Origin of the sequence: Larkinella terrae (genome assembly GCF_009668025.1) — a bacterium.
GTDB classification, from domain to species: Bacteria; Bacteroidota; Bacteroidia; order Cytophagales; family Spirosomataceae; genus Larkinella; species Larkinella terrae.
The window spans coordinates 162784-185286 of sequence record NZ_WJXZ01000014.1 but is presented as its reverse complement, the minus strand read 5'-3'; the positions used below and the strand labels follow the sequence as shown (position 1 = coordinate 185286).

Below are 22503 nucleotides of genomic sequence, written 5' to 3'. Positions count from 1 at the left end.
TTGGCTATATTTTTGAAGTATCGAGCGATACCGGAAGGGCAAGTCCGTTCCCAGCCGGGCTCAGCGGACGAAGGAGTAGAAAAAAACGGAAGGGAAAATTTACAGAACGTTTACCGGACTAACTTGAAGCGGTTTTTTTGCAAACTAACCAAACGAAAAAAAGTACCATTTTCTTGAAAAGAACCGTTGTGCCGGAGAAAACCGTTCAGGCCGTAAAAAACGTACGAGCTTTCGTCCCGATTTGGCACAGTCGAAGAAATGAAGCAGGAGTAAAAGGGAAATAACGTATTGGCTATACGCAATCAGGGCATATAGTGAATCGGGAAGAAACTCTATTCTTTAAAAAAAACCTCACTCCGGCAAATAGGGTCCGCCGGTTTCTCCCCAGCCCCAGACCGGCATCGGCGCGTCGGTCTGAATCGGATTGTCCGTTGTCGTCGAATTCAGAACCGCAATCCGGCTGCCCCATTCCAGATAACCCAGCAGGGCCGAACGAAATTCGGGATCATCGGGCAGGCCGATCTCGTCCGCTGTCTCGAGTAGCAGACTCATCCAGCGACGACGTTTGGCTTCGTCGAGGTGCTTCCCGAGGTGATGCGCCACCATGCTGGCGTGGCTCCCACCGTCGGCTTTCGTGTAAAGTTTCGGCCCGCCGAACACTTCACCGATGAAATGGGCAACGTGGCTGGCGTGTTCGGGCGACATGTGCCGAAACACGGGTTCGAGCAAATCGTCTTTCAGCACTTTCTGATAAAAAAGCGTGGTCAGTTGTTCCAGCCGATCGGTGCCGCCCAGCCAGTCGTTTAAGGTCGGAATCTTCTTTTCGTTCATGTTACCGGAGTCGAACCAGCGGGAAAAATATTGTATTTCTTCTCAAAACATTACATTGTCGCTGTGGAAAGCCTTGAGTGCCTGCTGTTTATAATTGCGCCCCAGCGGAAGTGCTTTTTCGCCGATCAGGACGGAAAGGGGCGTGAAAGCCGTCACTTTTTCGATCGCAACCAGAAAGGAACGGTGAATCCGAATAAATTTATTTTCGGGTAATTTCTGTTCCAGGTAACTGATTTTCTGATACGTAACAATCTGACGATCATGCGTTTTCACCCGGACGTAATCGCGCAGGCTTTCAATGTACAGAATATCTTTCAGGTAAACTTTTACCATTTCGCGGTCTTCGCGCAGAAAAATATAGGCCCGGTCGAAATCATTGGTCAGCGGATTAGCCGGGACCTCGACACTGGCCGACTGACTGCCCTGATAGACTTTACTGATGGAGCGCAAAAACCGCTCGAACGTCACCGGTTTTAGCAGATAATCCACCACATCGAGGTCGTAGGCATCGACGGCATAATCGCGGTAGGCGGTTGTCATGATGACCGGCGGGCGGTTTTTGAGCGATTTCAACAATTCCAGCCCCGAAATCTGCGGCAATTCGATGTCCAGAAACAACAAATCGACGGTTTTGGATTGCAGAAACGTGAAAGCATCCACAGCGTTGGTGTAACTCCGGATCAAAGTCAGCCCTTCCACCTGCCGGACGTACGATTCCAGCAGATTCAGGGCCAGCGGTTCATCTTCAATAATGACACAGTTCATGCGCTAGCTCGTTAACACTTTTTCGGTCAGTTGTCCAACGGAACCGGCTGATTCTAAATCGGATGGCTCCAGTTCGATTTTCAGAACCACCAGATATGTATCCTCCTCATTGAACAGTTGGAGGGAATAGCGCGTGCCGTAAATAATGTCCAGCCGTTTGCGCACGTTCCGCAGCCCGATGCCGGACTGAACTTCGGGAATCGATGCCGCCGGATCAACGGCCTTGCTGTTTTCAATCTTGAAAATCAAGGCGTTATCGTTCGTCAGCACATCCACCCGCACCCAGACACTGTCGAGCTGGCGGTTCACACCGTGTTTAAAACTGTTTTCGACAAACGGAAGAATGATGAGGGGGGCAATCAGAATGCCGTCGAGCGGGGCGTAACTATTGAGCGAAACGTCCAGCCGGTCGCCGTACCGGATTTTTTCGAGCGTAATGTAATTCTCGATATACTGAATTTCTTTCCGCAGCGGCACCTGCGCTAAATTGCTGTCGTACAGCATATAACTCATCAATTCCGACAGTTTGAAAACGATTTCGGGCGCTTTGGGCGATTGATTGACGGTCAGCGCATAGAGGTTGTTGAGCGTGTTGAACAGAAAATGAGGGTGAATCTGCGACTTTAATAATTTCAGTTCGGCCTCCAGTTTTTCTTTGGCCAGTTGCTGGCTCATAGCCCGCAGTTGCTGGGTGGATTGCTGGTCGACATACCATTTTTTCAGCAGGTGAATCGTGGTCGGAATCGACACCATGGCGTAGGTCGCAAAGGTATAAATCAGCACTTTAGGCCAGAAAAAAACCGGTGCCGCCAGAGCCGCCGGATAATACAACGGGTAAATGAAATAGTAGGCCATCATTCGTTGAACCGTTCCGGTAACGGCCATTGCCAGCAGCAACCAAACGAGAAAATAACCGTACCGCTTGTGAAGTAACAGCTTGTCAATCAGCAGGTAAAGCATCGTATACGTAGCCAGCATCTTGACTGGCAGCTCGATGAGCGAAATGGTAAACCGTTGACGGTACGAGTCGTCGACACTGCCCAGAATCAATCCTTCATACACCAACAGCAGCAGCCAGAACAGGCCGTGCCAGCTGATTCGGTGGCGAAATAAGAGCTTAATAAGTGATTCCATTGGGTTGTCGTTTGGCCTGCGCTGCCGTTAAACCAGTTAAAGGTACCGTTTTGCCTGATCCTGCCCGCCGAAAACCACTTTTTTTAGACGAACAACACCAACGTCCGACAAACGGCGGTTCTGCCCCGCAAACGCATTTCATACGGTTTGACCAGCTTCTGTCCGGTCGGCATTCGGTTTGGGCTAAAAATCCGGTTTCGTGATTGAATAGGCCCTTTTTTAGCAGAAAAATGCCGGTTTCACCTTCCCGATCCGAATCAGATGCAACAACGAATGAACTTCCGAAAACTGACAATGTGTGTTTACACGTTGTTAACTGCCTGCTCTGCTTTTGCGCAAACCGATGCGTATTACCAGTCGTACCATTGGCAGCTCCACACCGACGCCGTTTCGCAGCAAACCGTGGTGGCTTTTTACGACAATCACAATCGGATTATTTACCAGGAAACCCTGCCGGGTAAACACATCCGGTTAACCCGGAAAAATGTCCGGCGGCTCGACCAGACCTCTAGACTCCTGGCAAACAAGCAGTTGGTTACCTCAACAATCCAGCCCGACCGGATTTTGGCCCAGGCTCCTGACAGTCAGATGCTGGAAGTACCCGAACGGTTTTCGCTCTTGGGAACAGCCGTGCCGGATTCCGCATTTGCCGGTTTTCGGGCCACAGTTGTTCCAACGCCCGGCGACAGAATTGCCCTGTATTATACGCAGCCCGACGAAAACCTGGTGTCAATTATGCTGCTCGATCCAACCGGAAATGCTGTCTATCAGGAAATTATCAGCCATCTGAAATACAAACGCTACCTTGATCTGGGAAATCTGGGTTATGGCGAATTTCGGTTGATCCTGTCAAACTCGCAGTATCGTTATAGTTACCGCCTGGGTGTTCACTATCCAAACGCGAAAAACCGCCCGGTTTTGCTATCGGCCTATGCTGAACCGGTACAACCGACGCCTGGAAAACCGATTTCAGAACCGTTAAACGTATTTCTGGATCAGCAACGCCCCGATCCCCAGCAGCGCGGGCAGCGCCTGGGTAAAGAAAATCTTTTTATCAGCAGTAACCGTTCCGTAAATACCGGCAACAGCCACGCAGGACAAAAAGAATAAGCCGACGTTGTGCTGCCACTGGGGATCGCCAATCAACAGCGACCACACCAGACCTGCCGCCAGAAAACCGTTATACAACCCCTGATTAGCCGCCAGCGACCTGGTTGCGGGAAATAAATGGGCCGGAAAATTCTTGAAAACTTTCGGCCCACGGGTTGTCCACGCGAACATTTCGAGCCAGAGAATGTAGACGTGAATCGCGGCAACCAGCCCAATCAGGATTTTAGCTAGCATTGTTGTAAGATTTAGAATCTAAAAGTAAGCACCCGCTCAGGATTTTACGTTTTTGGTGCGTAACTATTTTATAAATAAGGCATTACTCCGCCAGTAACGCAATTTTTCCGTCCATCGTCGTCACCAGCACCCGGCGGTTTTTCAGCGGCCAGACGCGGTTGAGCATGGCGTTGGAGAGTTTGTGCGCCCACAGCAGCCGCCGGTTTTCGCGGTCAATCGTGTACAATTCGCCTTCGTCGGTCGGGACATACACCAGGCCGTCGCGCTCGGTCAGTGGGCCCGGACTGATTTCGTAGCCGAACCGGCAATTGACAAACCACGCGCCCCGTCCGTCGGCCGAATTCGTAGGAATGGCCCAGACCGAATCCTGCATGCACTTGACGTAAATCAGCGATTGGTCGGCCGACACGCCCATCGACTCAAAGCCTTTGTGCTGGCTGGTTTTCCAGATTTCCCGCCCGGTTTCGGTGGCGATGGCGGTTACGGTGCGGTCGGGCGTCTGGATAAACAAGCGGTTTTTGACCAGCACCGGCACACAGGCTGCGGGCGAGAAATTACGGATTTTGCCGTTGGTCCACCGCCAGACCGAATCACCGGTTTTCTTGTTCAGTGCATACAACGACGAGCCCCACGAACCAAAATAGACCTTCCTTTTATCAAAAACCGCTACCGATTCCACGAAGCCTTTTACGCCGGTGAATGTCCATTTTACCGAACCGTCGGCCAGCGACAACGCCCGGAATTTCCCTTCGGAACTGCCGATGAAAACCGTATTCCGATCAATCACCGGCGATGCCACAATGGGCTTACCGGTTTCCTGTTTCCAGAGTAAGTTACCGTTTCGTTTATCAAGGCAATAAATTGTTCCATCGGTGGAAGCCACCACCACCCGGTTTTTCCGAACCGCCGGAGTCGAATAGATTTTTCCGCCCGTCGCAAACCGCCAACGCAGGCTTCCGTCAGCCGTTCCCAGCGCAACAATCTGGCCGCTGGTGTTGGGATACATGCAAAAACCGTCGCTTTCGACGATGCCCGCGCCGATGTCGCTGCTGTCCTGTTTGGCCCAGACCGGTTTTATGTTGGCATACTGCGTGTTCAGCTGGTACGACGGACGCGGAAATTTGGCGGCTTCTTTCGGATCGAAATGGTGGTTTTTCAGCACAATTGTTCGCCAGACGGCTTTGGTCGAAAAACCGGGCGTTCGTTCGGCAAAGGTCATGGTGTCGTTTTGCATCGTCACAATGTTGTAGCCGCCGAACTCGTCTTTCGCCCGCAGGTTGGAGCGCCCCATCGTGCCCGGAATGCCTTCAAAATTCAGTTCGCGGTTGGCATGACCGTGGCCGCAAAAAGCCGCCTGAATATTGGTTTTCTTGAGTTCGTCGATCAGCAGGTACCAGTTTTCCAGCGACTCATCGAGCGGATAGTGGTTCATAAAAATCACCGGTTGATTGCTGCCTTTTAGCTTTTCGACTTCGGATCGGAGCCACAGAACGTCTTCGCGGGCCACCAGCCCCGGCGACATCCGCATGTTGGGGCCGCTGCCGCAGCCGATAAACCGGTAGTTGCCAACCGTAAAGGCAAACCGCTCGGCCCCGAAAAACCGCCGGAAACTGTTGCAGCCGTTTTCCGACCATTTGGTGTCGTGGTTTCCCGGAAAAATGTACCATTTCTTGTTCAGACCGTCCAGAATGCGTTTGGCAACCGCGAATTCCTCGTCCGAACCAAAGTCGGTGACGTCGCCCGTAAAAACCGCAAAATCGAGGTCGGTTTGGGCGTTGATGTCGTTGACGGTGCGCTGGAGATCTTCGGCCGCGGTTGCGGGTGCGCCCACGTGGGTGTCGGTTACAAACGCAAAACGAATGGGCTGCGCCGAGGTCGTACCGAACCCGAAGAGGGCTGCCAGCAGGAGATAGAAAGGCTTCATACCGCAAATTACAACCGCCCGGCGCAGTGTCAACCACAACCGTTGATGAAAATCTAATTGATCGGCAAAAACCGCATCGGTCCACTTTCATTTGGCAACATCCACCAACAGTGAGCGCAGAGCAGCCCAGGGGCTGGAAGCGGCCACCGATTATCCGCTCGTTATACCTTTTGTCCTTTTCAACAATTCCCGACTGAACGGATGGCTAGTTTTATGGTCGGCCCTTTCCGGCTAACGACCTATCAGACAACTTTTTATAAAACCGTTACTACTAACTAATGAACAGCCTGGATATCTTGATTTTGGTCATTCTGGTCATAACTACGGTTTCTGCAATCGTCGCTTCGAATCGGGCCAAAGGCGTACTCACCATTTTAATCAGCTTATTGACCCTGTTAGTGGTGATTCAATTTCTTTGGAAAGGCTTCTATTGGCAATACATTCCGGCCTATTTGCTAATCGGTTTGCTGATCATCGTCGTCTTTAGCAAAACCGCATTACCTCGAAAACTGCAGCGCATCAGCTTAGGGCTGTTACTGGTTGTTGCCCTGATGCCCTGGGCTATCTTTTTACCAGTTCCTGTTTTAACCGAGCCTTCAGGCAAGTATGCCGTTGGAACCCGGGTTTTTCGCTGGGTCGATTCAACCAGAGCGGAACAAATAACCAAAGACCCCTTTGACAAACGGAATGTAATTGTGCAAGCTTGGTATCCAGCCCAGGGGGACGTAAATGGCACTCACTCCCTCTATTTGGATGGGTGGCCCAACCTGCCACCAAAGGTGAGTGTTTTACCGAGCTTTTTACTGGATCACTACGATCAAATTGATACTTATGCGGCCGCAAATGCAACACCAGCTCAAGGAAAATGGCCGGTTGTGCTTTTTCTACCGGGCTACGGAGCCGCGCGGGCGTTTTATACCAGCCTGGCCGTTGACCTGGCCAGTCAGGGCTACGTTGTTTTCTGTCTGGATCATCCCTACGAAGCCGCTCTTACGCAACTGGCCAACGGGAAACTGGCCACCACGATTGAAAACTTTGAACCGGGTGCCCCCGACCGGCTTGGGTTTATGAAAAACCGGCTTGACATCCGTGTTGCCGATGTGCAGTTCGTGCTCAATCAATTAGAAAATAAAAATTCCTCCACGAATCCATTCTTCACCTCGCTTGACCTGAACCGGATTGGTATCGCCGGTCATTCCTTTGGTGGTGCCACGGGGGCCGTTGCGATGGCTCATGATGCACGAATTAAAGCAGCGGTCAATATCGATGGCACCTTGTACGGCGGATTGCCCGAATCAACGACGTCTCGTCCTTTTCTACTGGTCGAAAGTAATAAAGACGAAAAAGGTGAAACCGGTCGGTACGCCCGATACGAAGCGGGCAATCGGTTGTTATTCAGGCAATTTGGTAGTGGATTCAGGTACGAACTGGTGGACGCCGATCATTACAGTTTTACGGATGTCCCGCTCCTGTTAGCTCCTCCTGCCCGCCTGTTGGCAGGCTACCTCTTACGCTTTGGTCAACAATCAGCAAAAACGCATCGGGCAACTGTCAGCCTGGTCGATGCATTTTTCGATCATACCTTAACTGGTAATCCATCCCGGATTGACGCCGTTGCCAACCGGTTTGAGGGTATCGTGCGGAAACAAAACGCGGAACCTAACCGCCGGTCTGAACGATAAGTTAGTTATTGAAACTAGCCGCCGATTTCTTATCTTTTGATTTCCAAACCCGCTTTATCCATGGATTGCCTTGCCTTACTAAAAAACAATCCGAATTTTCAGCACGTGCCGGAAGCGCAGCTAAGCTGGCTGGTCGATCAGTCCGACTGTCTCGAGTATCCGGCGGACACCATTCTCTATTCACCCGGTGATCCGACCGATCATTTTTACATCCTGCTCAAAGGGCGAATCCGGTTTTACTTCATCCAGCAGGGGCAGCAGCAGGAGTTGCGGACGGCGGAAGAAGGCGGTCTGGAAGGCGTACTGCCCTTTTCGCGCATGGTGGAATCCATCGCCTACTGGCAAACGCTGGAACCGACTGCGTTGCTGTCGATGCACCGCGACCATTTTCGCGAAATGATTCAGAATCAATACGAACTGACGGAAACGCTGGTGCAGGTCATGACGTCGCGGGTGCGGGAATCGACGCGGCTGATGCAGCAAAACGACAAAATGATGGCGCTGGGACGCATGTCGGCGGGCCTGGCTCACGAACTGAACAACCCGGTTTCGGCGGTGGTGCGGAGTTCGGATACGCTGAAATCGCATTTACAAAACACGCCCCAGCGGTTTAAGGACGTGATGGCGCTGCGCGTAACCAACGAAATGGTGGACCGGGTGAGTGATCTGCTGTTCCGAAAAATGAACGAGCAAGCCGGAAAAAACCGCCTGTCGCTGCTGGAACGCAGCAATCTGGAAGATGCGCTACTCGACTGGTTTGACGACAACGGGGTTTCGGACGGCGACGACCTGACCGAATCCCTCATCGATTTTGGTTTTACGATCGACGATCTGGACACGCTGCTGGAGGATGTGGCGCCGGAAGGCCGGGCGACGGTTTTGAACTGGATGGTCAATAACCTGGTGACGGAGCGGCTGGTCAACGATATTACAGAAGCCTCCAAACGCATTGCGGTGCTGGTGAATGCGATTAAATCCTATACGCACATGGATCGCGGAACGGGTCGGGAATGCATTCACATTCGGGAGGGAATCGACAGTACGCTGGTGTTACTCAAACACAAACTGAAAGAAAAAAACATTCAGGTCGACGTCCGGATTCCGGATGATTTACCGCAACTGGACGCGTATCCGAGCGAACTGAACCAGGTCTGGACCAACCTGATCGACAATGCCGTGGACGCCATGAGCGAGGGCGGTCGTTTGGAAATTACCGGCGAAGTCGATCACGAATTTGAGCTGATCCGCGTCATCGACAACGGTTCGGGGATTCCGGCCGACCAGCTCGACCATATTTTCGAGCCTTTTTATACAACCAAAGCGATTGGCAAAGGAACCGGGCTCGGGCTGGACATTGCGCAGGGCATTATCCGCCACCACAACGGCCGGATTTATGTCAATTCCAAACCGGGCCGCACCGAGTTTAAAGTGTGCATTCCGATGCATTCGCAACCCGAAACGGTATCGGCCTGAAGCCCTGGAAAACGCTGATTTACAAGCAAAATCGGGACCTGATTTCACACAATCGCCCCATCACTCATTTACTCAATACCGATCGATGAAACTTCCCATTATCATTGCCGTTGACGACGACCAGGCGGTTTTGCAGGCCATCCAGCGGGATTTACGGCAGCAATACCGGAAAAATTACAAGATTCTGGCCACGACCTCGGCCAACGAAGTCCTGGAAACGCTGGTCGAATTGCAGAAAAAAAACGAGGAAGTGGCGTTGTTTCTGTCGGACCAGCGGATGCCGGATATGCTGGGCGTCGATTTGCTGATCAAAGCCCGCAAGCTGTATCCGCGCGCCAAAACCGTGTTGCTGACGGCGTATTCCGACATTGAAGCGGCCATCCGGGCCATCAACGATATTCAACTGGATTATTACCTGAACAAACCCTGGGACCCGCCGACGGAAAAATTGTACCCCGTTCTGGACGAATTGCTGAACGATTGGCAGTCGAATTACCGCCCCGGTTTTGAAGGGCTCAAGCTCATCGGCTACCAGTTTTCGCCCCAGACCCACGAGTTGAAAGATTTTCTGGCGGGCAACCTTTTTCCGTACCAATGGCTTGATTTTGAAGCCAATCCGGAAGCTAAAAAGCTGGTTGACCTACACCAGATCGAGCCAAAAGATCTGCCGGTGGTGGTGTTGGAAAACGGTACGGTTTTGAAACAACCGTCGATGCCCGCCGTGGGCGAAAAGCTGGGCCTGAGTGCCAAAGCCGCCCAGTCGCTGTATGATCTGGCCATTATTGGCGCGGGTCCGGCGGGGTTGGCGGCCGCCGTTTATGCGGGTTCGGAAGGCTTACGAACCATTCTGATCGACAAACGCGCGCCGGGCGGACAGGCCGGAACCAGCTCGCGGATTGAGAATTACCTCGGTTTTCCGTCGGGATTGAGCGGGGCCGAACTGGCGCGCCGGGCCATTACGCAGGCCACCCGGTTTGGCGTGGAGTTTCTGGCCCCGCACGAGGTGGTCGCCATCAAACCCAAAGGGCAGTATAAACACATTGAATTGAGCGACGGAAATGAGGTTGTGGCCCGGAGTATTGTGCTCAGTACGGGCGTTGCTTACCACAAACTGGATTGTCCCGGTCTGGAAAAACTGACGGGCGCCGGGGTGTATTACGGAGCAGCCACGACCGAAGCGTATGCGTTCAAGGGGAAACCGGTTTATGTGGTCGGGGGCGGCAATTCGGCGGGTCAGGGCGCAATGTACCTGTCCCGAATGGCTTCGGAAGTACACATCATCATCCGTCGTCCCGACCTGACAGCCACCATGTCGCAGTACCTGATCGATCAGATTGCACAAACGCCGAATATTCACGTCCACCCCTGTACGGCGGTGGCCGAAGGCCTGGGCGAATCGCACCTGGAGTGCCTGATGCTGGAAGACATTCCGACCGGCGAGCGTACGAAAGTGCCCGCCAGCGCGCTGTTCATTTTTATCGGGACCAAACCGTTTACCGACTGGATCGAAATGAACATCATTAAAGACCCCAAAGGCTTCATCGAAACCGGTCGTGACCTTGCGAAATACCCGGATTATAAGGAGTTTTGGAAGTTAGACCGTGATCCCTTCCTGCTGGAAACCTGCAGTGCGGGCATTTTTGCCGCCGGTGACGTGCGGGCCGGGGCCATGAACCGCGTGGCTTCGGCCGTGGGCGAAGGAGCGATGGCGGTCAGTTTTGTTCATAAATACCTGGCAGAAACCTAAAATTGCTATGCTGAAACGAAAAGGCTGTTCACATCTTGATGCGATTGAAACCGTTACGCTGCCGGATTTACCGGCGGTTTGCGAAGAATGTGTGAAAACCGGTGATCACTGGGTACACCTGCGAACCTGCCAGACCTGTGGCCAGACGCATTGCTGCGACTCGTCCCGTAACCAGCATGCAACCAGGCATTTCCACCAGACCAGCCACCCGGTTATTGCCTCCGCCGAACCTGGTGAATTCTGGCTCTGGTGTTACGTCGATGAACTGATTACGCCGTATCGTTTCTGATTATCCCATTCTTCTTTTCAGATAAATCCCGCGGATGCTGACGTGAACTAACGTTTTGAGTCCCATAGGGACGTTATGTTTGTAGAAAATGCGCTGGTCCTCGCTTTCTTTCCAGCGTGCCGTAGGTACGCAATCTTAATTCCTTATTGCGTACCTACGGCACGCTGGACCATGCAAATCAAACTTTTGGCTACAAAGATTACATCCCTACGGGATTTCTTTAGTAACATCATTTTGTTTGCAAAATCGTTACTTCGGGATCGGCATGGTCACGTCTAACGCAACCTGCTGACCGAAGTTCGGCATGCCGTCGGCTCCCCACGTAAATTTCTGTCCCCGCAGAAAGCTATGCCCTCAGTTCATTCTCCCGAGGCAAATCGAAAAGTTGAAACCGCCGTAGGAGTGGCCGTCATTGATGTTGCCGAAAGCCGCCAGCCTGAAACTGAATCCCTGAAAAGGAAAGATGAATTGGGCTTCCAGTGGCAGGCCAACGTCTTTATACGTAATTTTTTCGTAGTAATCACCGTCTAAAAGGCTCCCAGGATCGGAGCTCCGAACGAATTTCCCCCGATCGACGCCGTGGTTTTTACTGACACCCGCAGAAAGCAGGAAGTTGTTAAGCCGGATGCCGTACAGGGCGGCCAATTCTTCGTACCGGATGCCCGGAAAATCGTGATACATCCACTCGGCGTTCAGGACGTAGCGAAGCGAAACTACGCTTCCCGTATTCCGGGGCTGGAAATGCGCCGTTCCCACCAGACCAAAAAATTGGGCGGTTTTCCCGGTTTCGGGAACGTAATTGGCGGGCATGATTGCGGGAATTCCCCCTGGATGATATTGGCTGATAACCCGTCCGAGGCCGAAGCTGACCCAATACCGGTCATGGCTTTTCCGGGAATTAGATGAATCTGTCTGGGCCAACGCTCCCCGGTTGCAAGCGACGAACACGCCAATGCAGATCAAAACTGCATACCAATTTCTTTGAATCATGGCAAGAAGCTTATAAAAATCTACTCAGGAATATAACGTTGATCCACCGCGAAATCGAATGGTTGGAAAACCGCCGGTGACGTTACTTCGGAATCGGCATGGTCACGTCCAGCGCGACCGGCTGGCCGAAGTTCGGCATGCCGTCGGCTCCCCACGTAAACTTCTGCGCCCGCGGGGAACGATGCCCTCCGCAGCCCTGCCCCGGTTCGTCGTTGGCATGGTACAAGATCCAGTCTTCCTGGCCGTTGGGCGATTTGAAAAAGGAGTTGTGACCGGCCGCGCTCGTACCGGTCACGTTGACCGCCTTGAAAACCGGTTTGTCCTGCTTTTTCCAATTGCCGGGCGTCATGATGTCCTGGGCACCGTTGAAGGAAAGCATCCCCAACGCGTAGCTGTCGGTCCAGCAGCCGCTGGCCGAGAAAACAACAAACAGGCGGTCTCCTCGCTGAAGCGGCTGCGGCCCTTCGTTGACCAGCACAATGGGCTTATCATCCGGTCCCGGTTTCGGTATTTTCCCATCGATTTCCCACGCATACGTTGGCGATGAAATCCGGATGCGTTTGCCCGTTGCCGTCCACGGATTTTCCATCTGGCAGAGGTAGATATCCTGCTCCCCATTCTCGTCGCCTTCCCAACCCGACCACACCAGGTAGAGTTTTCCCCTGAACTCGAAAATCGAACCGTCGATGGCCCATTTGTCGTCGGGCGTTTTGATCTGGCCTTTCATCGTCCAGGTCCCTTCCAGCGGATCGGCGGATGCGTTTTCCAGCACCCACAGGCGGTGGTTGCGGTTATGACCATCGTCGGCGGCAAAAATCAGGTACCATTTCCCTTTGATAAAATGCAGTTCGGGTGCCCAGATTTCTTTGGAATACAGGCCGGTTGCGGGGGGCGTCCAGACCACTTTCTTTTCGGCGGTTTTCAGATCGGCCAGCGAGCGGGTTTTCCACAGCGTCAGGTTGCGGCCGGTGGTGTTCGTGTAATAATAAAAACCGTCTTTGTGAATGCTCCACGGATCCGCGCCCGACGGCAGCAAGGGGTTGGTCAATGTCTGCCCGAAGCCAATGAAGGTGCAGAATAAGAACCCGGCAAGTAGTAATTTTTTCATGGAAGCAGGATGGGTGAGGAAATTGATTTTGCCGCTGTCAGGGTCTCCGACCGCTGACAGGGCGACGAAACCCTGTCAGCGGTTGAAAACCCTGACAGCGGTAAAAAATATTTTCAATACCCTTTCGACAGATCGACCTGATTTTCAAGCGGTTTTCCAGCCAGAAACTGGTTCATGTTCCGGACAAACAGGTCGGCCTTTCCAATGTCTTCCGTCGCCAGTCCTCCACCCGTATGCTGGGTCAGAATCACATTCGGCATTTCCCACAGAGGATTGTCCGTTGGCAGCGGTTCCACTTCCGTCACGTCCAGAACCGCTCCGGTCAGCTGACCGCTTTTCAGCGCTCCGATCAGGGCGGTTTCGTCGGTGGTGCTGCCCCGGCCGATGTTCGCGTAAACGCTCCCGGTTTTCATGGCATCAATGAGTTCGGCGGAGAAAAAACCCTTTGCCGTTCCGGGTAAGCAGTTGACAACCAGATCGGTTTCGGGCAACGCAGCTTTCAATTCGTCGGCCGTATGCAGTTCAGCATCCGGATTGGTGCGGGCCAGAAACCGGACGCTGCACTGAAAACCGGTCAGCATCTGCCGCACGGCCTGCCCGATGGTGCCCGACCCCAGAATGATCACTTTTTTATTCTTGAGTAAACCCAGCTTGAAACGCAGCGGCACCCCGACCCATTTTTTCTGGGTTTGCAAAACCGCCAGTCCGTGAATGTCCCGGTAAAAGGCAATGATACCGGCCACGATGGTTTCGGCGCAGGGCCAGGCGAAATAATCGCCCATGTTCGTCACCGGATTCGTCAGTTTCAGATTTTTATATCCGTCGAATCCCGCCGAGTCTAACTGCCACCATTTCAGATTGGTAGCCTCCGAAAACCAGGCAACGGGCGGATTGCCCAACACCACATCAGCCCGTTGAAAGGCCGCAGCCTGTTCGTTTTCAGGCAGGTCTTTTTTGAAAATAACTTCGTGACCGGACGGGAATTTTCCGAGAAAATAAGCTTTATCAGACGCGTTGAAAGGGGTATTTACAAAGACAATCATGCCAGCGGAGTTAGGTGTATGACTGCAAAAGTAACGAATCAGCCGTTTTTACTTCGACAAAATGACCTTCTGGTGCCGCACGGGTTGTCCGTCGCGCAACAGGCGAACCAGGTAAATCCCGATCGGCAAGGTTCCGAGATCGATGGTGGCTTCCGTATGCGCCTGCACCGCCTGCCGGGCCGTCACCGGTTGTCCGAGCAGGTTCAATACCTCAACGACGCCGTTGTTGGACGATTTGATCCGCAAAAACCGGTCGGTCGGGCTCGGATACACCCAAGGTTGTTTCATTTCCTCTTCTTCCGTGCCCGTAATCAACACTTTCTCCGAGGTGTTGCGCAGGTAGCGAACGCCCCCGGTCAGGGTTCCGGCGAGCACATCCGCCAGACCGTCGTTGTCCAGATCGGCCGCCGTCAGCACCAGATTTCCGCCGGGAATGGCGTTGTCGGTCGTTTGCGATAATTCATTGATTACCAGCGTCGAATCCAGCAACTGCATTTTGTCGGCGGGTTGGGCAGGCAATTTGTACAGCCGCATCATGCCGTCGCGCGTGCCGGTCAGCAGCTCCGGAATCTGATCGCCGTTGAAATCGGTAATGACGATGGACGGGCTGGTCGCTCCCGGCAGCACGTTCACCTGTCCGTAATTCTGCTGCTGCAATTCGTATTTGGGCGCCGTTGCCGTGCCGGTATTGCGGTGATATTCAATACCGCCATTCTGTTTGCCGATCAGCAGATCGGTTTTCCCGTCGCGATCCACGTCGTACCAGGTTGGCAGGTCGATGATGCCCAGCCGGTCGGGCGTCGGGATTTGCTGCACTTTGGTTGCGTCGAGTTGAAAAGCCGCCCCGCGCGCGCCCTGATTCAGAATGTACCGGATTTCCGGCGCGCGATTGATCGAGTTACCGGTGAAAATCAGATCAAAACTGTTGTTGCCGTCGATGTCGGCAATGGCCACTTTCAGGTCCGTCAACTGAAACTTCTGGGAAAGGCCCAGGTAATCCGTCGTCTTCAGGTCATACGCCGGTTTGGTTTTGGTCCCAACATTCTCGAAGTGGGCAATGCTGGCGCGGTAGCCGGTGGCATCGCGGACGCCCGCGTTCCCGATCAGCAAATCCATGTCGCCGTCGCCGTCGAGGTCGGCCAGAACCGGGGTCGCGTTTTCACCGAAATCGATCATGTCTTCCTGCAAAAAGCTTTTGGAGACATACTGAAAATTGGGCCGGTTATTCGTGCCGGTATTTTTATAAAGCCAGTTCGAGATCCGGAAATCGATCAGATTACCGTCGTTGCCGTACGTATTCGGCGAGGCAACAAGATCCGTAAGGCCATCAAAATCAAGGTCTTCAGCGTATAAAGCCGGAAAAAGATTGAACGAAATCGGATTAATCGTCGGAAAGGTATTGCTATACTTCGCAAAAACCGTCGAAGCCCCGTTGCCCCCCGAGTTGGTTAACATCGAAACGTGCGGACAGGTGACGTGGGCCGTCAGCAAATCCTTGTTGCCGTCGCCGTCGAGGTCGATCAGCAGCATCGAATTTCCGTTGTGTTTCACCCGCGCACCCGAATTGTCGCCCCCGCCCCCGGCTTCGTTCCCGACATAAACGCAATCCAGCCCAAATGTAAACTCGTCGCAGTCGTCGTCGCTTTTAAAATTCCCCCAGCAAAAACCGATTCGCTTGAAATCTAGCCCATTGGGGTCTTTTTTCCGCTCAACGCTCATGTTCTGGTACAAATTTGCCGTTCCGCCGTTGATGTCGTACGTCAGAATATCGATGTCACCGTCGCCATCCGCATCCAGAATCGCCGGGATATCGACCGAATTGATGTAGAGGTTCAGAATGCCGGAAAGTCCTTCGTGGTAAACCGGGTCGGCCACGGTTTTAAACGACAGTTTGCCGTTTGCAGAGGTATTTTGCAGAATCCGCAAACCGCCGTTGGTGTGCGTAAAAAGGTCTTTTTTACCGTCGTGGTCATAATCGACCAGCAACATCCAGGTGCCGAACGTGATGGCCGGAAACTGCTCTTCATACTGCGGGGCATGCCGCCAGAGGTAGCTCCCGTTGGCCTGTTTTTCAGCCAGAAAAGTGGTCACCCGGCTGGTTTGCCGGTCGTAAAAGACCAGGTCCTCGACGGTATCGGTATTGAGGTGAATTCTGGAATATTGCGCCCCATTGATGCCCCCTGCCCACGGATTCGTCAGGTTGCGGCCCACAATTTTGACGGTCGCTCCGGCGTCGTAACGAAACGAAAAGGAACCGCCGGTTTGGGCCCGGGCGAATGGAAGAATCAGAAAACAAAGTACGGTAAACAGCTTTTTCATGTAACTTTGGCTCATTAACCACATTATTGACAAAGTCGGCCGTGCGGTTAATGGATAACGAACAGACTCACAACGTTGGTTTACTTCTTTCCGGAAAATGGTTATTTCCATTCCTGAATTGTACGATCGCTTCCGCGAATGCGCGGGCGTATCGACCGATACCCGTAAAATTACAGAAGGTTGTCTGTATGTCGCGCTGAAAGGCGATCAATTTGACGGAAATTTATTCGCGAATGACGCGCTGGAAAAAGGCGCCCGTTACGCCCTGATCGATAACCCGGCGCTGGCCACGGACAGCCGGTTTTTACTGGTCAACGACGGCCTCACGGCTTTGCAGGAACTGGCCCGGCATCACCGGAACACGCTGACGATTCCCGTCATTGGCCTGACGGGATCAAACGGAAAAACCACAACCAAAGAGCTGATTGCGAGCGTATTGTCTCGAAAATACCGGACGTACGCGACGTTGGGTAACCTGAACAATCACATTGGCGTTCCGCTGACGCTGCTGGCCATTGATAACAGCTACGAAATGGCGGTGGTGGAAATGGGAGCCAACCACCAGGGCGAAATCCGGCTGCTGTGTTCCATCGCCCGGCCCACGCACGGCTTGATCACGAATGTCGGCAAAGCGCACCTGGAAGGATTCGGCGGGGTTGAGGGCGTCCGGAAAGGCAAAGGTGAACTCTTCGATTTTCTGGCCGAAACCGGCGGTACGGTTTTCGTTAACGCCCAGAGCGCGGTGCTGACGGCGATGTTTGGCGAGCGGCTTTTCCGCGAAGCGGTATTTTACCAGCTTACCGATCAATACGAAATCATTACCGAAAACCCGGCGGTGGTTTACAGGGACGAAGCCGGTCAGGTGGTGACGACGCATTTGGCGGGTCATTACAATTTCGACAACATGGCGGCTGCGCTCTGCATCGGGAAGTTTTTCGGCGTTCCGGCGGAGGAAGCGAATGCGGCCGTGGCATCCTACAACCCGACGAATAACCGCTCGCAAGTCATTCAGAAGGGCAGCAACCTGCTGTTGATGGATGCGTATAACGCCAATCCAAGTTCAATGGCCGCGGCCATTCAGAACTTTATGAAACAGGAAGCGGCCCGTAAAGTGGTGATTCTGGGCGACATGTACGAACTCGGCGACGAAAGCCCCGCCGAACACGCGGCTTTGGGCGAATTGATTGCGCAGGGTCAATTTGACACCGTGATTCTGGCCGGAAAAGACATGAAATACGCACTGGCGGCATTGCCCAAAGCGTATTATTTCCCCGACAAGTTTTCGTTGCACAACTGGATCATGGACAATCCGTTTCAAAACACGGCGATTCTGATCAAAGGCTCGCGGGGCATGGGGCTGGAGTCGGTTGTGCAGTTTTTGTAATGGATGTCGATGCAGAAATTAACAGCCCAAGGTTTTAACCTTGGAATACAGCGAAATACCAATTAATACAAAAAACCGTTTCAACGGTTTTGGCGATTGCAAGTTGGGGTAAACCGTTAAAACGGTTTGTGCAAATTAGAGAATTACGAAACCTGCCCCACGGTTAAAACCGTGGGCTGATACAAAAAAACCGAATGCAATTTTTGATTGATTCCTAAACAATACTTTATGAAAAACTACGTACTCCTATTCCTGTTTACCCTTGTTATTCAGTGCGTTGCGATTGCCCAGCAGCCGGTTCCGTTTGAGAATGAAATCAAAGCCTTCGAGCAGCAGGACCAGACGACCCAGCCACCCAAAAATCCGATTCTGTTCACGGGCAGTTCGTCGATCCGGCTGTGGGAAAGTCTCAAAACTGATTTTCCGGATAAAGTGGTGCTCAACCGTGGTTTTGGCGGCTCTACCCTACCGGATGTCATTCGCTTTGCCGACCGCGCCATTATTCCCTACAAACCCAAACAGGTGGTTATTTACGTCGGTGAAAACGACGTAGCCAGCGGAAAAGTGACGGCGCAGGAGGTGTTCGACCGGTTTGTGACGCTGTTCACCGCCATCCGAAAACCGCTGCCCCAGACCGATATTGTCTTTATTTCAATGAAACCCAGCCCCTCGCGCCGGAAATACCTGCCGATCACGCAGGAGGCTAATGCGTTGATTAAGAACTATATTGCGAAACAGCGCCGGGCGCAGTATCTGGATATTTACTCTGCCATGCTCGACGCCAATGGCCAGATCAAAGGCGAGTATTTCCGGGCCGATAGCCTGCACATGCTGCCAGCCGGTTACGCACTCTGGACCGAAAAACTGAAACCGCTGTTGAAATAAGAAGTTTACCGTAAACTGTAAACCATCTAACCGTTTTGGTCAATACCACATCCATTGAAGAAATTTTTGAAGCATTCAATTCGCTCCGCGTCCTGATTGTTGGCGATGTCATGCTCGACTCCTACGTCTGGGGTCGTGTGGATCGGATTTCGCCGGAAGCACCCGTGCCGGTGGTGACCGTTCAACGGCGGGAATTGCGGCTGGGCGGGGCCGGAAACGTCATTCTGAATGTGCAGGCGCTAGGGGCCGAACCCATCATTTGCTCCGTCATCGGAACCGACGAACCGGGCGACCGGCTGGTCAATCAACTGGAAGAACACGGGCTGAACTGCAACGGACTAATTCGCAGCAACTCGCGCATTACGACCATCAAGGAACGCATCATGGCGGGCTCGCAGCAGGTGGTTCGGGTGGATACGGAAACCGATAAATACATTACCGAATCCGAACGCAACTCACTCATTGTCAAAGCAAAAAAGCTGATTCCGACCTGTCAGGTGGTTATTTTCCAGGATTACGACAAAGGTGTGCTGAGTGCGGAAGCCATTGCCGAGATTACGACTTTTGCGAATGCGCAAGGTGTTCCGACGGTGGTTGATCCGAAAAAGCGGAATTTTCTGGCTTACAACCACACGACACTGTTCAAACCCAATCTGAAAGAGTTGAAAGAAGGGTTGAAAATTGATTTCGATGTGACAAAGGCGGAGGAATTTCAGGCCGCCGTCGATCAGTTGAAAGCCCGGATGAACCTGAAAGGGGCCCTGATTACGCTCTCGGAACGGGGGGTTTTTATCGATTTCCAAAACGAAGTACACCGGTTTCCGGCCCACATTCGCCAGATTTCGGACGTGTCGGGCGCGGGCGATACGGTCATCAGCGTGGCGGCTTGCTGCGTCGCCCTCGGTTTACCACCCGGTTTTATTGCCGGTTTATCCAACCTGGCCGGTGGGCTGGTTTGCGAATCGCTGGGCGTTGTTCCCATCGACAAAAACCGCCTGAAAAAGGAAGCAATTCAGGAAAAATTGTAATCCGTTAAAAGCGTTCAGTGTTTATCGTTTCTGGTGTATGGTGACAACAACGATAAACCAGAAATGATAAACTGATTAACTACGACCTATGGAAGTCAAGCAGGACCACTACACCATCTCGACCGATCCGTCGCGGCTGCAGTTCGACGTTATTCACGATTTTCTGGCGAACCATTCCTATTGGGCAACCGGCATCAGCCGCGAAACGCTGCAAAAGCAGATGGACAACTCGACGCTGCATTTTGGCCTATACGACGGTGAAAATCAGATTGGCTACGCCCAGGTGCTCACCAATTTTACGTCGTTTGCATACCTCGGCAACGTTTTCGTGCTGGAAAAATACCGTGGACAGGGCCTGTCGAAGTGGCTCATGGCGACGGTTATGGCCCACCCCGATCTGCAGGTGATCCGGCGCTGGCTGCTGGCCACCCGCGACGCCCACGGTTTATACAAACAGTTCGGTTTTACGGAACTCGCCAAACCGGAAACCATCATGGAAAAATTTGACGATCAGGCCATCAGGCAATAAAAACCGGTCGGATTATTCGGCCCGTTTCCGGATTTCGTTGATGTAATCGTCGGTGTACTCCCTGCCCCGGTTGTTGTGGTATCGCCAGGCCACTTTGTAATTGACAATCACCGCAATCGGCTGGATTTCCTTGTCTTTCACGCCCTGTTCGAGGAAGCGAACGGCTTCATCCTTTGTATCGAACGACTGCGTTTCCGGTTCCGCGTGCCGCGTAAAAACGGCTAACGCCTTTTTCCGCTCGCTCATGCGGAGTATTCTTTAACGGTTTCGATGAAGTATTTCACCTTCTCGGGATCGGTATCGGGGTAAACGCCGTGGCCGAGGTTGGCAATGTACCGCTGCGTCCCGAACGTCGCCAGCATTTTCCGGACTTCCGCTTTGATCTGGCTGTATTCGGCGTACAACACGCAGGGGTCGAGATTGCCCTGCAGGGTTTTGTCCGGAATGAGTTTCCGCGATTCGGCCGCGTCCATGTTCCAGTCGAGCCCCACCACCGAGCAACTCAACTGCCCGATTTCCTGCCGGGCAAAAAACGCTCCTTTGGCAAAAACCGTCACCGGAACCGTTGTTTCGGTCGCCAGCGCGTCGCAAATCTGTTTAATATACGGCAACGAAAACGTGCGGTATTGATCCGGCGACAAAATACCGGCCCACGAATCGAATAGCTGAATCAGATCGGCACCCGCCCGCACCTGCGCTTTCAGGTAGTCGATCGTGCTGTCGGTGATTTGTTGCAGCAGCGCGTGGGAAAAAATCGGGTCCGTATACAGGAGCTTTTTCGCGACCGAAAAGGTTTTCGAGCCCCGGCCTTCGGTCATGTAGCAGAAAATCGTGAACGGCGCCCCGGCAAATCCGATCAGCGGCACGCGGCCGTTGAGTTCTTTCTTCACGATTTTGATGGCATCCAGCACGTACGCCAGGTCGCTTTCGGCATCGGCGACTTTCAACCGCGCCAGGTCCTGCGATGTCCGCACGGTTTCCGGAAAAACCGGTCCGCGTTGCTCGGCCATCTCGTACGGCAGGCCCATCGCTTCCGGGATCACCAGAATGTCGGAGAAAATAATTGCGGCATCAACACCCAGAATATCAACCGGTTGAATGGTCACCTCGGCCGCCAGTTCCGGCGTTGTCGCCAGTTTGATAAAACTACCGGCGGTTTCCCGAACGGCCCGGTATTCCGGCAAAATCCGGCCAGCCTGACGCATCAGCCAGATGGGAACGCGTTCTACGTTTTCGCCACGGGCCGCCCGCAGCAACAGGTCATTTTGTAAAGTCATGGGGCAAAGATAGCTTGGTTAAGAGGTTATTTCGCAGAGTTGAGCGGAGTTTAAAAGAGGTACACAGAGAAAAAAACTTCGCTAAACTCTCCTTTACTCCGCTGATCTCTGCCAAATAACTCTCTTTTATCAAACAAACGTTTGGTAAAATCATTTTACTCGTTTACATTTGCCGCATGCCGGTTCAGAAAGTTACACGGGAAGAGATTTTGCAGAAAGCCATGCGCGTATTCAAACGACAGGGTTTTCATCGGACCACGATGGACGATCTGGCGCGGGCGTGCGGTTTGCTGAAGGGCAGTTTTTACCATTACTTCAGCAGCAAGGAAATGCTGATGAAAGAGGTGCTCTGGCACGCCAATACCTACAACGAAAAGCACATTTTTTCCATCGCTTACCAGGAATCCGGTACGCCCAAACAGCGGCTCATGGATTTGCTCGATGCGCTGTTTGATGGTGTTTTGCGGACGGAAGGCGGTTGCCTAATGGGTAATACCGTCCTGGAAACCGCTTTAGTAACCGAGGAGTTTAAAGAACCGTTGCGCGTCCATTTTAACAATGCAATCGCTGCGCTGGCGCATCTTTACCGGACAAGCCATTCGGACGAAAAGGCGCAGGAACTGGCTCAACAAGTGACCGTTGACATTCAGGGATCGTTGCTCCTGGTTAAATTATTCGGCAACGAGCAATTGCTTACCGACTGCCGCAATCGGGCAGTCGAACGTTTGTAAAACCGTATGCTGCGGTTTTT

At 52.8% G+C, this 22503-nt stretch carries 20 protein-coding genes; 9 read left to right on the top strand and 11 right to left on the bottom strand.

Features of this window, described 5'->3' with window-relative positions:
* Positions 1 to 351: 351 nt before the first annotated feature.
* The 5 genes from GJJ30_RS22865 to GJJ30_RS22845 form a co-directional block, all read right to left on the bottom strand.
* Positions 352 to 831 carry a group II truncated hemoglobin gene (locus GJJ30_RS22865; RefSeq protein WP_154177520.1) on the bottom strand — a complete coding sequence of 160 codons (480 nt, stop codon included), beginning with the start codon at positions 829 to 831 and terminating at the stop codon, positions 352 to 354.
* A 42-nt stretch (positions 832 to 873) separates the two neighbouring features.
* Positions 874 to 1596: a LytR/AlgR family response regulator transcription factor gene (locus tag GJJ30_RS22860; RefSeq protein ID WP_154177519.1), complete on the bottom strand. Its 723-nt coding sequence runs from the start codon at positions 1594 to 1596 to the stop codon at positions 874 to 876.
* Between the two features lie 3 nt (positions 1597 to 1599).
* A complete protein-coding gene (locus tag GJJ30_RS22855; protein ID WP_154177518.1) occupies positions 1600 to 2730 on the bottom strand; it encodes a sensor histidine kinase in 1131 nt (376 codons plus the stop codon).
* A gap of 978 nt (positions 2731 to 3708) precedes the next feature.
* Positions 3709 to 4074: a DUF1304 domain-containing protein gene (locus GJJ30_RS22850; RefSeq protein ID WP_154177517.1), complete on the bottom strand. Its 366-nt coding sequence runs from the start codon at positions 4072 to 4074 to the stop codon at positions 3709 to 3711.
* Positions 4075 to 4156: 82 nt separating this feature from the next.
* Entirely contained in the window at positions 4157 to 5998 is a 1842-nt protein-coding gene (locus tag GJJ30_RS22845; protein ID WP_154177516.1) for an outer membrane protein assembly factor BamB family protein, read from the bottom strand.
* 278 nt (positions 5999 to 6276) lie between these two features.
* Here GJJ30_RS22845 and GJJ30_RS22840 point away from each other — a divergent pair, with 278 nt between their 5' ends.
* The 4 genes from GJJ30_RS22840 (at position 6277) to GJJ30_RS22825 (ending at position 11189) form a co-directional block, all read left to right on the top strand.
* Positions 6277 to 7680, top strand: a complete 1404-nt coding sequence (locus GJJ30_RS22840; RefSeq protein ID WP_154177515.1) for an alpha/beta hydrolase family protein — start codon at positions 6277 to 6279, stop codon at positions 7678 to 7680.
* Between the two features lie 60 nt (positions 7681 to 7740).
* The gene (locus tag GJJ30_RS22835) at positions 7741 to 9153 is read left to right on the top strand and encodes a sensor histidine kinase (RefSeq protein ID WP_154177514.1); all 1413 of its coding nucleotides are present in this window, start codon (positions 7741 to 7743) and stop codon (positions 9151 to 9153) included.
* A gap of 85 nt (positions 9154 to 9238) precedes the next feature.
* Positions 9239 to 10900 (top strand): NAD(P)/FAD-dependent oxidoreductase, encoded by a 1662-nt coding sequence (locus GJJ30_RS22830; RefSeq protein ID WP_154177513.1) that lies wholly within the window; start codon positions 9239 to 9241, stop codon positions 10898 to 10900.
* Between the two features lie 7 nt (positions 10901 to 10907).
* Complete coding sequence (locus GJJ30_RS22825; RefSeq protein WP_154177512.1) at positions 10908 to 11189, top strand: UBP-type zinc finger domain-containing protein; 282 nt, start codon at positions 10908 to 10910, stop codon at positions 11187 to 11189.
* A gap of 354 nt (positions 11190 to 11543) precedes the next feature.
* On the opposite strand, the gene GJJ30_RS22820 is transcribed toward GJJ30_RS22825, so the two are convergent.
* The 4 genes from GJJ30_RS22820 to GJJ30_RS22805 all read right to left on the bottom strand — a co-directional run bounded on the left by GJJ30_RS22820 (position 11544) and on the right by GJJ30_RS22805 (position 16649).
* On the bottom strand, positions 11544 to 11999 hold the full coding sequence (locus tag GJJ30_RS22820) for a hypothetical protein (RefSeq protein WP_154177511.1): 456 nt from the start codon (positions 11997 to 11999) through the stop codon (positions 11544 to 11546).
* 262 nt (positions 12000 to 12261) lie between these two features.
* Positions 12262 to 13287 carry a glycoside hydrolase family 43 protein gene (locus GJJ30_RS22815; protein WP_154177510.1) on the bottom strand — a complete coding sequence of 342 codons (1026 nt, stop codon included), beginning with the start codon at positions 13285 to 13287 and terminating at the stop codon, positions 12262 to 12264.
* Between the two features lie 113 nt (positions 13288 to 13400).
* The gene (locus GJJ30_RS22810; protein ID WP_154177509.1) at positions 13401 to 14330 is read right to left on the bottom strand and encodes a D-2-hydroxyacid dehydrogenase; all 930 of its coding nucleotides are present in this window, start codon (positions 14328 to 14330) and stop codon (positions 13401 to 13403) included.
* 48 nt (positions 14331 to 14378) lie between these two features.
* Positions 14379 to 16649 (bottom strand): FG-GAP-like repeat-containing protein, encoded by a 2271-nt coding sequence (locus GJJ30_RS22805; protein WP_170299259.1) that lies wholly within the window; start codon positions 16647 to 16649, stop codon positions 14379 to 14381.
* Positions 16650 to 16746: 97 nt separating this feature from the next.
* Between GJJ30_RS22805 and GJJ30_RS22800 the strand changes: the two genes are divergently transcribed.
* The 4 genes from GJJ30_RS22800 to GJJ30_RS22785 all read left to right on the top strand — a co-directional run bounded on the left by GJJ30_RS22800 (position 16747) and on the right by GJJ30_RS22785 (position 20475).
* Positions 16747 to 18033 (top strand): UDP-N-acetylmuramoyl-tripeptide--D-alanyl-D-alanine ligase, encoded by a 1287-nt coding sequence (locus tag GJJ30_RS22800; RefSeq protein ID WP_154177507.1) that lies wholly within the window; start codon positions 16747 to 16749, stop codon positions 18031 to 18033.
* Between the two features lie 228 nt (positions 18034 to 18261).
* On the top strand, positions 18262 to 18918 hold the full coding sequence (locus tag GJJ30_RS22795; RefSeq protein WP_154177506.1) for a GDSL-type esterase/lipase family protein: 657 nt from the start codon (positions 18262 to 18264) through the stop codon (positions 18916 to 18918).
* Positions 18919 to 18953: 35 nt separating this feature from the next.
* Positions 18954 to 19946, top strand: a complete 993-nt coding sequence (locus tag GJJ30_RS22790; protein WP_154177505.1) for a bifunctional heptose 7-phosphate kinase/heptose 1-phosphate adenyltransferase — start codon at positions 18954 to 18956, stop codon at positions 19944 to 19946.
* Positions 19947 to 20034: 88 nt separating this feature from the next.
* Complete coding sequence (locus GJJ30_RS22785; RefSeq protein ID WP_154177504.1) at positions 20035 to 20475, top strand: GNAT family N-acetyltransferase; 441 nt, start codon at positions 20035 to 20037, stop codon at positions 20473 to 20475.
* Between the two features lie 12 nt (positions 20476 to 20487).
* Here GJJ30_RS22785 and GJJ30_RS22780 read toward each other — a convergent pair whose 3' ends face one another.
* Positions 20488 to 20721 (bottom strand): hypothetical protein, encoded by a 234-nt coding sequence (locus GJJ30_RS22780; protein WP_154177503.1) that lies wholly within the window; start codon positions 20719 to 20721, stop codon positions 20488 to 20490.
* On the bottom strand, positions 20718 to 21752 hold the full coding sequence (gene hemE / locus GJJ30_RS22775) for a uroporphyrinogen decarboxylase (RefSeq protein WP_154177502.1): 1035 nt from the start codon (positions 21750 to 21752) through the stop codon (positions 20718 to 20720). Before hemE ends, GJJ30_RS22780 begins: the two co-directional genes overlap by 4 nt.
* 176 nt (positions 21753 to 21928) lie before the next feature.
* On the opposite strand from hemE, the gene GJJ30_RS22770 reads away from it, so the two are divergent.
* The gene (locus tag GJJ30_RS22770) at positions 21929 to 22483 is read left to right on the top strand and encodes a TetR/AcrR family transcriptional regulator (RefSeq protein WP_154177501.1); all 555 of its coding nucleotides are present in this window, start codon (positions 21929 to 21931) and stop codon (positions 22481 to 22483) included.
* Positions 22484 to 22503 lie beyond the last annotated feature (20 nt).

Bases quoted from the DNA above. Each gene is read 5' to 3' on its own strand.
- GJJ30_RS22850 (WP_154177517.1), bottom strand. From the start codon at position 4,074: ATGCTAGCTAAAATCCTGATTGGGCTGGTTGCCGCGATTCACGTCTAC.
- GJJ30_RS22830 (WP_154177513.1), top strand. From the start codon at position 9,239: ATGAAACTTCCCATTATCATTGCCGTTGACGACGACCAGGCGGTTTTG.
- GJJ30_RS22835 (WP_154177514.1), top strand. From the start codon at position 7,741: ATGGATTGCCTTGCCTTACTAAAAAACAATCCGAATTTTCAGCACGTG.
- hemE (WP_154177502.1), bottom strand. From the start codon at position 21,752: ATGACTTTACAAAATGACCTGTTGCTGCGGGCGGCCCGTGGCGAAAAC.
- GJJ30_RS22840 (WP_154177515.1), top strand. From the start codon at position 6,277: ATGAACAGCCTGGATATCTTGATTTTGGTCATTCTGGTCATAACTACG.
- GJJ30_RS22785 (WP_154177504.1), top strand. From the start codon at position 20,035: ATGGAAGTCAAGCAGGACCACTACACCATCTCGACCGATCCGTCGCGG.
- GJJ30_RS22860 (WP_154177519.1), bottom strand. From the start codon at position 1,596: ATGAACTGTGTCATTATTGAAGATGAACCGCTGGCCCTGAATCTGCTG.
- GJJ30_RS22795 (WP_154177506.1), top strand. From the start codon at position 18,262: ATGAAAAACTACGTACTCCTATTCCTGTTTACCCTTGTTATTCAGTGC.
- GJJ30_RS22810 (WP_154177509.1), bottom strand. From the start codon at position 14,330: ATGATTGTCTTTGTAAATACCCCTTTCAACGCGTCTGATAAAGCTTAT.
- GJJ30_RS22800 (WP_154177507.1), top strand. From the start codon at position 16,747: ATGGTTATTTCCATTCCTGAATTGTACGATCGCTTCCGCGAATGCGCG.
- GJJ30_RS22865 (WP_154177520.1), bottom strand. From the start codon at position 831: ATGAACGAAAAGAAGATTCCGACCTTAAACGACTGGCTGGGCGGCACC.
- GJJ30_RS22770 (WP_154177501.1), top strand. From the start codon at position 21,929: ATGCCGGTTCAGAAAGTTACACGGGAAGAGATTTTGCAGAAAGCCATG.
- GJJ30_RS22815 (WP_154177510.1), bottom strand. From the start codon at position 13,287: ATGAAAAAATTACTACTTGCCGGGTTCTTATTCTGCACCTTCATTGGC.
- GJJ30_RS22805 (WP_170299259.1), bottom strand. From the start codon at position 16,649: ATGAAAAAGCTGTTTACCGTACTTTGTTTTCTGATTCTTCCATTCGCC.
- GJJ30_RS22825 (WP_154177512.1), top strand. From the start codon at position 10,908: ATGCTGAAACGAAAAGGCTGTTCACATCTTGATGCGATTGAAACCGTT.
- GJJ30_RS22820 (WP_154177511.1), bottom strand. From the start codon at position 11,999: ATGCCCGCCAATTACGTTCCCGAAACCGGGAAAACCGCCCAATTTTTT.
- GJJ30_RS22855 (WP_154177518.1), bottom strand. From the start codon at position 2,730: ATGGAATCACTTATTAAGCTCTTATTTCGCCACCGAATCAGCTGGCAC.
- GJJ30_RS22780 (WP_154177503.1), bottom strand. From the start codon at position 20,721: ATGAGCGAGCGGAAAAAGGCGTTAGCCGTTTTTACGCGGCACGCGGAA.
- GJJ30_RS22845 (WP_154177516.1), bottom strand. From the start codon at position 5,998: ATGAAGCCTTTCTATCTCCTGCTGGCAGCCCTCTTCGGGTTCGGTACG.